We start from the raw sequence: 12868 nt of genomic DNA, 5'->3' as shown, positions 1-12868 counted from the left end.
GACGGGTCTCCCGTCCACCCTACGATTACGACAGATTCGGCGCCAGGTGGCGTTCCACCTCGGCCTTGTCCATCCCGCGGCGCGCGGCCATGTCGACTACCTGGTCATCGCCGATCTTGCCGACCACGAAATACTTCGAGTCGGGGTGGGCAAGATAAAAGCCGGACACCGCCGCGCCCGGATACATGGCGTAGGATTCGGTCAGCTGCATGCCGATCTCCTCGGCCTGCAGCGTCTCGAACAGTTCCTTCTTGACCGTGTGCTCGGGGCAGGCCGGGTAGCCCGGCGCCGGACGGATACCGGCGTATTCCTCGGCGATCAACTGGGGGTTGCTCAGGTTCTCGCCTGCGGCATAGCCCCACAAATCGGTACGCACGCGCTCGTGCAGGTATTCGGCAAAGGCTTCGGCCAGGCGGTCGGCCAGGGCTTTCAACATGATCGACGAATAGTCGTCGTGCGCATCCTCGAAGCGCTGCTCGTATTTTTCGATGCCGAGGCCCGCCGTGACGGCGAACATGCCGATGTAGTCGGCCACGCCGGATTCCTTCGGTGCGATGAAGTCGGACAGGCACTGGTTCGGGCGCTGCACGCCGTCGACCACGGGTTTCACGCCCTGCTGGCGCAGGCCGTGCCAGGTAAAGGCCACTTTCTCGCGCGTCTCGTCGGTATAGATCTCGATGTCGTCGTCGTGCACGCTGTTGGCCGGCAGCAGGGCGATCGCACCGTTCGCCGTCAGCCAGCGCCCGTCGATGATTTTCTTGAGCATGGCCTGGCCTTCCTCGTACACCTTCGAGGCCGCTTCGCCCACCACCTCGTCGGTCAGGATGGCGGGGAAGGGGCCGGCCAGGTCCCAGGTCTGAAAGAACGGACCCCAGTCGATGTAACGCGCCAGCGTGCCGAGTTCCACGTTTTTAAAGACGCGGCGTCCGATGAACTTCGGTTTCACCGGCGCGAATGCCAGTTTGGCCTTGTTGGCGCGCGCGTCCGCCAGCGACAGCATCGGCAGCGCCTTCTTGTTGGCGTGCTGTTCGCGGATGCGCTCGTAATCGGCCTTGATCTCGGCCATGTAGGCGTGGCGCGATTCCTCGGTCAGCAGCGACTGGCCGACCGAAACCGAGCGCGAAGCGTCCGGCACGTACACCACCGGGCCGTCGTAGTGCGGCGCGATTTTCACCGCCGTGTGGGCGCGGCTGGTGGTGGCGCCGCCGATCAGGAGCGGAATGCCGCGCTCGCGGAACCAGGGGTCGCGCTGCATCTCGCGCGCCACATGCGCCATCTCTTCCAGCGAGGGCGTGATCAGGCCCGACAGGCCGACGATGTCCGCGTTCTCCGCCTTGGCTTTGGCCAGGATGTCGGAGCAGGGCACCATCACGCCCATGTTCACGATCTCGAAGTTATTACATTGCAGGACCACCGAGACGATGTTCTTGCCGATGTCGTGCACGTCGCCTTTCACGGTGGCGATGACGATCTTGCCCTTCGGTTTGGCGACGATGCCGGTGCGTTGTTCTTCGCGCGCCTTTTCTTCTTCGATGAACGGAATCAGGTGGGCCACGGCCTGCTTCATGACGCGCGCCGATTTCACCACCTGCGGCAGGAACATCTTGCCCTGTCCGAACAGGTCGCCGACGATGTTCATGCCATCCATCAGCGGGCCTTCGATCACGTGGATCGGGCGGCCATTGGCAGCGGCCACGGCCTGGCGCGCTTCCTCGGTGTCTTCGACGATCCACTGCGTGATGCCATGTACCAGCGCGTGCGCCAGGCGTTTTTCAACAGGGCCGTTACGCCATTCCAGATTCTGTTCCTGCTTGCCGCCGCCGGCTTTCAAGGAGCCGGCGATCTCGATCATGCGCTCGGTCGCGTCGTCGCGGCGGTTCAGCACCACGTCTTCGACGCGCTCGCGCAGTTCAGCGGGCAGGTCGTCGTAGACGCCGACCATGCCGGCATTCACGATCCCCATCGTCATGCCGGCCTGGATCGCGTGGTACAGGAATACGGTGTGGATCGCCTCGCGTGCCGGGTCGTTGCCGCGGAAGGAGAACGAGACGTTGGAGACGCCACCCGACACCTTCGCATGCGGCAGGTTGTCGCGGATCCAGCGCGTGGCGTTGATGAAGTCGACCGCGTAGTTGTTGTGCTCTTCGATGCCGGTGGCGATCGCGAAAATGTTCGGATCGAAGATGATGTCTTCCGGCGGGAAGCCGACCTGCTCGGTCAGCACTTTATAGGCGCGGCCACAGATCTCGGTCTTGCGCTCGAAGGTGTCGGCCTGGCCCTGCTCGTCGAAGGCCATCACGATCACGGCGGCGCCGTAGCGGCGGCACAGGCGCGCCTGGCGCAGGAACTCTTCCTCGCCTTCCTTCATCGAGATCGAATTGACGATGGCTTTACCCTGCACGCACTTCAGGCCGGCCTCGATCACCGACCACTTGGAGGAGTCGATCATGATCGGCACGCGCGAGATGTCGGGTTCCGAGGCGATCAGGTTCAGGAAGCGCGTCATCGCCGCCTGCGAGTCGAGCATCGCCTCGTCCATGTTGATGTCGATGACCTGGGCGCCGTTCTCGACCTGCTGGCGCGCGACGGACAATGCCTCGTCGAACTGCTCGTTCAGGATCATGCGCGCGAATGCCTTGGAGCCGGTGACGTTGGTGCGCTCGCCGACGTTGACGAACAGCGAACTCTCGTCGACCGTGAACGGCTCCAGGCCGGACAGGCGCAGCGCGGTCGGGATCTCCGGCAGGGCGCGCGGCTTGGCGGTCGAGAGCAGTTCGGAGATCGCCGCGATGTGTTCGGGCGTGGTGCCGCAGCAGCCGCCGGCGATGTTGACGAAACCGGCGTCGGCGAATTCGCGCAGCAGGGCCGAGGTATCGGCCGGCAGCTCGTCGAAGCCGGTGTCGCTCATCGGGTTGGGCAGGCCGGCGTTCGGGTAGATGCACACGAAGGTATCGGCGATCTGCGACAGCTCTTCGGCGTAGGGGCGCATCAGCGCCGCGCCCAGCGCGCAGTTCAGGCCGATGGTGAGCGGCTTCGCGTGGCGTACCGAATTCCAGAAGGCGGGCACGGTCTGGCCCGACAGGATGCGCCCCGAGGCGTCGGTGACGGTGCCCGAGATCATGATCGGTTTGCGTACCTGGTCCGGGTGCTCATCGAAATACAGGTCGATCGCGAACAGCGCCGCCTTGCAGTTCAGGGTATCGAAAATGGTCTCGACCAGCAGCACGTCGACGCCGCCCTCGACCAGGCCGGCGACCTGTTCGTGGTAGCTCGCAACGAGCTGGTCGAAGGTGACGTTGCGCGCCGCCGGATCGTTGACGTCCGGCGAGATCGAGGCGGTCTTCGGGGTCGGGCCGAGGGCGCCGGCGACGAAACGGGGCTTGTCCGCGCTGCTGTACTTGTCGCAAGCGGCGCGCGCCAGTTTGGCCGCTTCGACGTTCATCTCGTAGGCCAGGTGGCCCATGTGGTAGTCGTCCTGGGCGACGCTGGTAGCGCCGAAGGTATTCGTTTCGATCAGGTCGGCGCCGGCCGCAAGGTAGCGCTCGTGGATTTCCTGGATGATCTGCGGCTGGGTCAGCGTCAGCAGTTCGTTATTGCCCTTGACGAAAAGTTCGCGCGCGCCAGCGTCAAGCGGCGCGGCAAAGTCGGCGAAGCGGCCCACAGGTCCGCCGCGGTAGGCGGCTTCATCGAGTTTGTATTGCTGGATGATGGTGCCCATGGCGCCATCCAGGATCATGATGCGGTTCGCCAGGATGGCGCGCAGCTGGGTTTCGATCGGGGATGGGGAGGAGGTCGGGGCAGTCATCGGTTGCTTTCTAGAGGCGTGCAGTGTGCGTAAGGAAAACGCAAGCACGATTGGGGCGGTCTGAAATTATACGTCAATGCCGCGTCTCCCCGCCCGGAGCGGACAAGGCCGGCGCAGATTGTATCGTTATGTGTTTATGCAGCGACTTGTTACAGAATGTTACAAAACCCGGCCGTTTCGCAATTTTACGGATACATACAGCGGTGACAATAAATGGGTTGGCCACGAGAACGTGGCATGGTTTAACACGGGATGGATAGCATGAACAAAGAGTACGAACCTGATTGGGACCAGCCTTCGCTGCACAGCCACATCGCGGCAGCCGAGCCAAAAGCAGCGCCATCGGGCGCGAAGCAGATCGTGACGATCCGCCTGGACGTCGACATGCTGGACTGGTTCAAAGGTGCCGGCCCGGGATATCAGACCCGCATCAACCAGGTCTTGCGCGAGCATATGGATGCCCAGCGCGCGGCGGAACTGGACGGTAATTAAGTAATTGATAGCGCGCCCGATGGGCGCGTTTTTCGTTGACCGTGTTATCGTCGAACGCATACCGGTAGGGTGGGCGGCTCTACCTGGGTCTGTGCGCCGCTGTAGCCGTATTGCCGCCCACGCGTTCAACGGCAGGACGATCTGCTGCGACGGATTTACATCTGGTTGAACGCGTGGGCGACGCACGAGCTGCGTGAATGTTCACGAACGGATGGAGCCGCCCACCCTACGTCGCCCAGCCGCCACGCCGCGATTACTCGAACGTCAGTCCCTGCAGCGGAAAACTCTTCAGGAACTCGCCCGCCGCCAGGCGCTTGCCGCCCGGCTTCTGCAATTGCAACAAACGCAGGGCGCCCGTACCGCAGGCCACCACGATGCCGCCGGCATCGGCCGCCAGCACTTGCCCGGGCTGGCCATGACCTTCAGCCAGCTCCGCACCCCAGATCTTGACCGCCGTCCCGTTCACCGTACCTTGCGCACCGGGGAAGGGATTAAAAGCACGCACCTTGCGCCACAGGTCGACGGCGGGCAGGGCGAAATCGAGCTTCGCTTCGTCCTTGCTGATCTTGGCCGCATAGGTCACGCCTTGCTCGGGCTGGGGCGTGGCCGGCAGCGTACCCTGTTCCAGGCGGCGCAGGGCGTCGACGATCATCGACGCACCGAGCGCGGCCAGTTTGTCGTGCAGGCTGCCGGTGGTGTCGGCGTCCTCGATGGCCACGCGTTCGATCAGCATCATCGGGCCGGTATCGAGTCCTTCTTCCATGCCCATGATGGTCACGCCGGTCTCGCTGTCTCCGCTTTCGATCGCGCGGTGGATCGGCGCGGCGCCGCGCCAGCGCGGCAGCAGGGAACCGTGGATGTTGATGCAGGGCGCGATGTCGAGCGTGCTGCGCGGCAGGATCAGGCCATAGGCCGCCACCACCATCACGTCGTAGTCGAGCTCCAGCAGGCGTGCATGCGCGGCCTGCGCTTCGAGCGCGCGTTGCGGATCCTTGCTGTCGGTGCGCAGCGACAACGGCTGCAATACCTCGATGCCGTGCTCCAGCGCCACCTGCTTCACGCTTGATGCTTGCAGCTGCATGCCGCGTCCGGCCGGGCGGTCGGGCTGGGTCAGCACCAGCGGAATGGTGAAGCCGGCATCGACCAGGGCGCGCAGCGCGCAGGCGGCAAACTCCGGCGTGCCGGCAAAAACGACTCGCATCGTCACCTTAGTAGCGGCGGCCGGCGGCCTTGAGGGCCGCTTCGCGCTCCAGGCCGCGCTCTTCCTTCTGCAGCTTGGCCTTAATGCGGTTGCGTTTCAAAGGCGACAGATATTCGACGAAGACCTTGCCCATCAGGTGGTCCATCTCGTGCTGGATGCACACCGCCAGCAAGCCTTCGCAGTCGAGCTCGAACGTCTCGCCCTTGGCATCCTGAGCGCGCACTTTTACGCGGGCCGGACGCTCGACGCCGTCGTAAATGCCCGGTACCGACAGGCAGCCTTCGTCGTAGACCTGCTTTTCGTCGCTGGCCCAGATGATTTCCGGGTTGACGAATACGAGCAGCTCGTCGTGCGTCTCGGAAGTGTCGATCACGACCACGCGCTCGTGCACGTCGACCTGGGTCGCGGCCAGGCCGACGCCCGGTGCGTCGTACATGGTCTCGGCCATGTCGGCCGCCAGCGTGGCCAGGCGCTCGCCAAATTCGGTGACTGGCACCGCCACCTTGTGCAGGCGGGGGTCGGGATAGCGCAGGATCTTCAGGAGGGCCATATCAGGTGTTCAATAGTAGTTATGTAAGGTTTTTGGCAGACGGTCCATATATCGGGGCGCACGAGCAGGAATGCAACACATCGCCCTGCCGGCAGGACGCGGTTTGTCTTGCTAGTTCAAGGATTTGTGTGCAGAATTTGATTCAGTTGGGCAACTCTTCCTGGCCGCTGTTGCGGTCCCGGGTACAAGCCTGCTGACTCTTCGCTGTCTTTTTGCGCCGCGGCTGGCCGGGGTGATGGAGGGCAGCCAGCAATTCCGATGTCAATGCCGCATTTTACGGACGTCTTCAATGAAAAATTTTAGCACAGTCGCGACCCGCGCTGCAGTCGCGGCGCTCGTCGCGTGTGTTGTGGCTGGCCCGGTCCAGGCCGCCGAATGCAGCTTCAAGCCAAATGCCCCGGACCAGCATCGCGTTGTCAAGGGCGATACCTTATGGGATATTTCCGGCGCCTTCCTCGCGCACCCCTGGTGCTGGCCCCAGGTGTGGGGCATGAACCGCGAGGAAATCCGCAGCCCGCACTGGATCTACCCGGGCCAGATCGTCTACTTCGACCGCGCGCGCGGCCGCCTGTCGCTGACGAAGCCCGGCAGCGGCGACGGCAGCGATGCACCAGTGCTGCGGCTGTCGCCGCAGGTGCGCAGCGAAGGCCTCGAACGCGGCGCCATCGATGCGATTCCGGCCGGCGTGATCGAGCCTTACCTGACCCAGCCGCTCGTGGTGGAAAAGGATGCACTCGCGGGCGCGCCGCGCATCGCCGCGTCCGAAGAAAATCGCCTGTACCTCGGTAGCGGCGACCGCATCTATGTGCGCGGCAACCTGGCGGGTGCGACCGAGTTCCAGGTATTCCGTCCGGGCGGTGCCTTGACAGATCCGCAGACCGGCGCCGTGCTGGCGCATGAAGCGACCTATGTCGGCACCGTCAAGCTGGTCAAGGCGGCCACGCCCGGCGTCGACGTGCACACCATGGTCGTGTCGAGCTCGGTCAGCGAGATGGGTGTCGGCGACCGCCTGATTCCGGCGCCGCCACCGGCCGTGCGCAACTATGTGCCGCATGCGCCGGCAGTGAACGTCGATGCGCGCGTGATGTCGATTTATTCCGGCGTGACCTATGCCGGCCAGAGCCAGGTCGTCACTGTCAACCGTGGTTCGATTGACGGACTCGATGTCGGCGCGGTGCTGCAGCTCTATCATTTCGGGAAGACGGTGGCCGATCCGGAAGGGCAGAAAGGCTGGTTCGGATTGCGGCGCCCGACGATGAAGCTTCCCGATGAACAATATGGCAGCCTGTTCATCTTCCGAGTGTTCGGGCGCGTGTCCTATGGCCTGATCATGCAAGTGACGGCGCCGGTGGAAGTCGGCGACGTGGCGAAATCACCGGAGTAAATCCACCGTGCAGGACACGGACCCCATCTCTGCCGACCGGCGCATTGGCCACCTTACCGACTGGCTGCGCCTGGAAGGTACGCGCGGGGTCGGGTTGCGCACCGCGCACCTGCTGCTGGCCGCCTTCGGATCGCCGCAGGCCATCTTCCAGGCCGGCCATGCGGCACTCGCCGCCCATGTCGGCCCCGCGCTGGCGCGCGCATTATGCGCGCCGCTTTCCACGGCGACCCGCACCCTGATCGACACCACGCTCGCATGGCTGCGCACGCCGTCGCACCACGTGCTGGCGCTGGGCGACGCGGCCTATCCGCAAGCGCTCGCCACCATCCCCGATCCACCCTTGCTGCTCTATATAAGAGGACGCATCGACCTGCTCGCGCGGCCGGCGCTGGCGATCGTCGGCAGCCGCAATGCCACGCTGCAGGGCAAGACGAATGCCGGCGCCTTTGCCACGGCCCTGTCGGACGCGGGCGTGTGCGTGGTGTCGGGCCTGGCACTTGGCATCGATGCGGCCGCGCACGAAGGCGCCTTGCGTGGGGCCGGGTCGACGATCGCCGTGGTCGGCACCGGCGCCGACTTGTTCTATCCCGCACGTAATCGCGCACTGGCACAGCGCATCGCCAGCGAAGGCTGCATCGTCAGCGAATACGCACTCGGCACACCGCCCACCAGTGGCAATTTTCCGCGTCGCAATCGCATCATCAGTGGCTTGTCGAGTGGCGTGCTGGTGGTCGAGGCGGCGGCGCAATCGGGCTCGCTGATTACCGCGCGCATGGCCGCCGAACAGGGGCGGGAAGTGTTCGCCTTGCCCGGTTCGATCCACGCGCCGCTGGCCAAGGGCTGTCACCAGTTGATACGCGATGGCGCGCGGCTGGTGGAAACGGTCAGTGAAGTGTTGGAGGCAATGCAGGTGGCGCCGCGCCTGTGCACACCGGCGGCAGCCATGACTTCCGCGCAGGCCTTGCCGACCGAGACCGACTGTACCGATTTGCTGGCGCGGCTCGGGCACGAACCGCGCGCTGTCGACGATCTGCTGGAACTAACCGGCGCCGATATTGGTCAATTGAGCATGGGATTATTGGCACTCGAAATGGCAGGGATGATCGAGCGTTTACCGGGCGGAAAAGTGCAGCGTGTATTCGGTTAATGCGCGTGTAATGCAGCGCTTAATGCAGCATGAATACGATATTAAAAAGAGGCATCATATCGATAATTACCGACAAGCCTGTATGAACCGATAAGGCCGAAAAACGACGAATTTCGTTCGCCGTATGTGCGCGCGCGCAGCAAGCTTGTACCTGTACGAGCTTAGCTGCTACAGTAGCGTCACTATGTTCGACATCCTAGTCTACCTCTACGAGACGTACTACCGTCCCGAAGCCTGCCCCGAGCCGGCTGCCCTGGCACGCAAACTCTCCGCCGTCGGCTTCGACGACTTCGAGATCTGCGAGGCCATCGATTGGCTCACCGGTCTGACCGAGATGGCCGGCGAGGAGCTGGCCGACGTGGTCGCTTCCACCGGCACGCGGTATTACGTGGACGAGGAATATAACGAGCTCGGCAGCGCTGCAATCGGCTTCATCCAGTTCCTCGAAAGCGCCAAGCTGCTTACGCCCTTGCAGCGCGAAATCGTCATCGAGCGTGCACTCGCCGTCGACGAATCGCCGGTCACCCTGAGCAAGCTGAAGATCATTGTGCTGATGATGATGTGGAGCCAGAACAAGGAACCGGACGCGCTGATTTTCGACGACCTGTTCGGCTCGGACGACGAACAAATTCCGCGTCAATTGCACTAAATAATTTAACTGATCGCACTGCGACCAGGACCACGTTAAAACTGCCGCACTGCGGCAGTTTTTGTTTTCGCACTATTGCCTGATGCGGGCCGGCGAAGTGAGACAGTCTGTTTCACTTCCACCCCACTGCAACCAGTGTCCCCAAGGGCCGGCTGCAGTGGTGGTCTGAATCACTCAACGCTGCGGATCGCGGTCGGTGCCTGCAGACCCTGAACCGTAGTCCGAAGCAGGCTGTTCCGGATGTCCGCGGCCACCGGCGCCCGCGTTGGCCGACTGTTGCGAACGTGGCGCCAACGCAGACTCTTTCGAGCCGGCATGCTGCTTCTCTTCGAGTCCACCGGCACCTGATTGCTGCGAAGCCCCGAGCCGGTCGGCCTCGGCCGCTGCCTGCATGCGCTGTCCCTGCTGGCGCGCGCTGCGTCCACCGGTCTGCGTGCCCGGTCCGCCGCGGGTACCGGCGCCGGTAGCCTGCATGTTGCCGGCGCCCGATCCTGCGCCCGACTGGCGGTTGCCTGGACCTGCACCCGGCGCCCGGCCTTGCTGGCTGCCTTCCGCCACCGGCACCATCTTTTCGCGGCGGACACTGCGCCCGTGCTCGTTCACCATGCCTTTGTGTTTGTCGCTCATGGTCGATCCTCCCGAAAACGGCGCGCGCGGGCGCCAACGGGCCGATCATGCGCGCACCACAGTCCCGCTCCTATCGGAATGTCGATGGCGATTATGTAGGAAAGCGCCCACCATCTGTGAGTCGTTGCGAGCGCGCCACGATGGAGCAAATGGGGGCAATCCGATGACGCGCTGCACAAGGAAGGTGCAGAGGCTACTTGCGAACAGCGCGATAACGCGCTTATCATTGGCCGCTCATTCAGGACTGTTACTACTAAGACATGAGTCCACTGCCGGTCCCGGCCTTGCAGCCAAAGCATGTATGATGCGCAGGCCAAACATCTAATATATAAGCACGACGAGAAACCCTATGACCAAAACCCTCATCATCGCCGAGAAGCCGTCTGTCGCGAACGACATCGCGAAGACGCTGGGCGGCTTCACCAAGCACGATGAGTATTTCGAAAACGACGAATACGTCCTTTCGTCCGCCGTCGGCCACCTGCTGGAAATTGCGGTGCCCGAGGAATACGACGTCAAGCGCGGCAAGTGGAGCTTTACCCACCTGCCGATGATTCCGCCCCATTTCGCGCTGAACCCGATCGCGAAGACCGAGTCGCGCCTGAAGGTGCTGAACAAGCTCATCAAACGCAAGGACGTCACCACCCTCATCAACGCATGTGACGCGGGCCGCGAAGGAGAATTGATCTTCCGCCTGATCGCGCAGCATGCGAAAGCCAAGCAGCCTGTCAAACGCCTGTGGCTGCAGTCGATGACGGCGAATGCCATCCGCGAAGGCTTCAAGCAACTGCGCAGCGACGAAGAAATGCTGCCGCTGGCCGACGCCGCGCGTTGCCGCTCTGAAGCGGACTGGCTGATCGGCATCAACGGCACCCGCGCCATGACCGCCTTCAACTCGAAAGAGGGTGGCTTCTACCTGACGACCGTGGGCCGCGTGCAGACGCCGACCCTGTCGATCGTGGTCGAGCGCGAAGAAAAAATCAAGAAATTCGTGCCGCGCGACTACTGGGAAGTGCGCGCCGAGTTCGTCTGCGCCGCCGGTGTCTACGAAGGGCGCTGGCTCGACCAGAAGTTCAAGAAGGACGAGAACGATCCGGAAAAGCGCGCCGAGCGCCTGTGGAGCAAGGCCGCCGCCGACTCGATCGCCGCCGCCTGCCGCGGCAAGCAGGGCAATGTTACCGAGGAATCGAAGCCGACCACCTCGATGGCGCCGGCCCTGTTCGACCTGACCAGCCTGCAGCGCGAAGCCAATGGCCGCTTCGGCTTCTCGGCCAAGAACACACTCGGCCTGGCCCAGGCGCTGTACGAAAAGCACAAGGTGCTGACCTACCCGCGTACCGATTCGCGCCACCTGCCGGAAGACTATATCGCCACCGTCAAGTCGACGATGGACGCGCTCGCCGACACCAATAACTACAACCAGTTCGCGAAACAGGTCACGAAAAACGGCTGGGTCAAGCCGAACAAGCGCATCTTCGATAACACCAAGATCTCGGATCACTTCGCGATCATCCCGACCGGCGTCGCCCCCAAGAACCTGACCGAGCCGGAACAAAAGCTGTATGACCTGGTGACGCGCCGCTTCCTGGCCGTCTTCTTCCCGCCGGCCGAGTTCCTGGTCACGACCCGCTTCACCGAAGTCTCGGGCCACCAGTTCAAGACCGAAGGCAAGGTCATGACCAACCCGGGCTGGCTGGCCGTCTACGGCAAGGACAGTACCGGCGACGACAAGGATGGCGCGACGCTGGTTCCGGTCGCCAAAGGTGAAAAAGTCCTCACCGACAAGATCACCGCCAACGGCCTGGTCACGAAACCGCCTGCGCGCTACAGCGAGGCGACCCTGCTGTCGGCCATGGAAGGCGCCGGCAAGCTGGTCGACTCGGACGAATTGCGCGACGCGATGGCGGGCAAGGGCCTCGGCACGCCGGCCACGCGCGCAGCCATCATCGAGGGCTTGCTGACGGAAAAATACCTGATCCGCGAAGGGCGCGAGCTGATCCCGACCGCCAAGGCATCGCAGCTGATGACCCTGCTGCGCGGCCTCGGCGTGAACGAACTCACTGCGCCGGAACTGACCGGCGAATGGGAATACAAGCTGTCGCAGATGGAGAAGGGCAAGATTTCGCGCGAAGAGTTCATGCGTGAAATCGCCCAGATGACGCAAATCATCGTCAAGCGCGCCAAGGAATACAACAACGACACGATTCCGGGCGAGTACGCGACATTGCAGGCGCCGTGCCCGAACTGCGCCGGCGTGGTCAAGGAAAACTACCGCCGCTTTGCCTGCACCAAGTGCGACTTCTCGATGAGCAAGACGCCGGGCAGCCGCCAGTTCGAGATCGCCGAGGTCGAAGAGTTGCTGGAAAAGCGCACCATCGGTCCGCTGCAGGGCTTCCGCTCGAAGATGGGGCGTCCGTTTGCCGCCATCCTGCGCATCGTGCGCGACGAAGAGATCAACAACTTCAAGCTCGAATTCGATTTCGGCCAGGACCAGGAAGGCGGCGAGGACGGCGAGGGCGTCGATTTCAGCGGCCAGACCGCGCTCGGACCCTGCCCGAAATGCTTCGGCGGCGTCTACGAGATGCCGCTGGCCTACGTCTGCGAAAAGAGCGTGGCCAAGCCGAAGACCTGCGATTTCCGCAGCGGCCGCATCATCCTGCAGCAGGAAATCCTGCCCGAACAGATGGCGAAACTGCTCAACGACGGCAAGACCGACCTGCTGCCGGGGTTTGTTTCGCAGCGCACGCGCCGCTCGTTCAAGGCCTTCCTGACGCGCGCCAAGGATGGCAAGATCAGCTTCGAGTTCGAAGAGCGCAAGGCCAAGGCGCCGGCCAAGGGCAAGGCGGCAGCGGCTGACGCGGCGGCCGAGGGCGACGATGGCGGCGCAGCCGTCACGGCCGTGGCGAAGAAGCCGGCCGCGAAAAAGGCGGCCGCCAAGCCGGCAGCGAAGAAGCCGGCCGCCAAGCCGGCAGCGAAGAAGCCGGCCGCCAAGCGCGCCACCGCGAAGAAGTAA

General features: G+C 63.5%; 9 protein-coding genes. 5 read left to right on the top strand and 4 right to left on the bottom strand.

Annotated elements, in window-relative coordinates:
- Nucleotides 1–25: 25 nt before the first annotated feature.
- The gene (gene metH, locus AC56LG_RS04675; RefSeq protein ID WP_497164947.1) at nucleotides 26–3805 is read right to left on the bottom strand and encodes a methionine synthase; all 3780 of its coding nucleotides are present in this window, start codon (nucleotides 3803–3805) and stop codon (nucleotides 26–28) included.
- Nucleotides 3806–4066: 261 nt separating this feature from the next.
- Here metH and AC56LG_RS04670 point away from each other — a divergent pair, with 261 nt between their 5' ends.
- Nucleotides 4067–4297 carry a BrnA antitoxin family protein gene (locus AC56LG_RS04670; protein WP_497164946.1) on the top strand — a complete coding sequence of 77 codons (231 nt, stop codon included), beginning with the start codon at nucleotides 4067–4069 and terminating at the stop codon, nucleotides 4295–4297.
- Between the two features lie 253 nt (nucleotides 4298–4550).
- Here the strand turns inward: AC56LG_RS04670 and fmt are convergent, their stop codons facing one another.
- Together fmt and def are read right to left on the bottom strand one after the other, a co-directional pair.
- Nucleotides 4551–5498 (bottom strand): methionyl-tRNA formyltransferase, encoded by a 948-nt coding sequence (gene fmt / locus AC56LG_RS04665; protein ID WP_497164945.1) that lies wholly within the window; start codon nucleotides 5496–5498, stop codon nucleotides 4551–4553.
- 7 nt (nucleotides 5499–5505) lie between these two features.
- Nucleotides 5506–6048 carry a peptide deformylase gene (gene def / locus AC56LG_RS04660; RefSeq protein ID WP_497164944.1) on the bottom strand — a complete coding sequence of 181 codons (543 nt, stop codon included), beginning with the start codon at nucleotides 6046–6048 and terminating at the stop codon, nucleotides 5506–5508.
- Between the two features lie 289 nt (nucleotides 6049–6337).
- On the opposite strand from def, the gene AC56LG_RS04655 reads away from it, so the two are divergent.
- The 3 genes from AC56LG_RS04655 to AC56LG_RS04645 all read left to right on the top strand — a co-directional run bounded on the left by AC56LG_RS04655 (nucleotide 6338) and on the right by AC56LG_RS04645 (nucleotide 9228).
- Complete coding sequence (locus AC56LG_RS04655) at nucleotides 6338–7432, top strand: LysM peptidoglycan-binding domain-containing protein (RefSeq protein ID WP_497164943.1); 1095 nt, start codon at nucleotides 6338–6340, stop codon at nucleotides 7430–7432.
- Between the two features lie 7 nt (nucleotides 7433–7439).
- Nucleotides 7440–8579 carry a DNA-processing protein DprA gene (gene dprA, locus AC56LG_RS04650; RefSeq protein ID WP_497164942.1) on the top strand — a complete coding sequence of 380 codons (1140 nt, stop codon included), beginning with the start codon at nucleotides 7440–7442 and terminating at the stop codon, nucleotides 8577–8579.
- Nucleotides 8580–8763: 184 nt separating this feature from the next.
- Complete coding sequence (locus AC56LG_RS04645; RefSeq protein WP_136223162.1) at nucleotides 8764–9228, top strand: Smg family protein; 465 nt, start codon at nucleotides 8764–8766, stop codon at nucleotides 9226–9228.
- 174 nt (nucleotides 9229–9402) lie between these two features.
- On the opposite strand, the gene AC56LG_RS04640 is transcribed toward AC56LG_RS04645, so the two are convergent.
- Nucleotides 9403–9855 carry a hypothetical protein gene (locus AC56LG_RS04640; RefSeq protein WP_497164941.1) on the bottom strand — a complete coding sequence of 151 codons (453 nt, stop codon included), beginning with the start codon at nucleotides 9853–9855 and terminating at the stop codon, nucleotides 9403–9405.
- A gap of 349 nt (nucleotides 9856–10204) precedes the next feature.
- On the opposite strand from AC56LG_RS04640, the gene AC56LG_RS04635 reads away from it, so the two are divergent.
- On the top strand, nucleotides 10205–12868 hold the full coding sequence (locus AC56LG_RS04635) for a DNA topoisomerase III (protein WP_497164940.1): 2664 nt from the start codon (nucleotides 10205–10207) through the stop codon (nucleotides 12866–12868).

The organism is Telluria sp. ZB2R32 (genome assembly GCF_059685715.1).
This window is presented reverse-complemented; position numbering and strand designations above follow the sequence as displayed.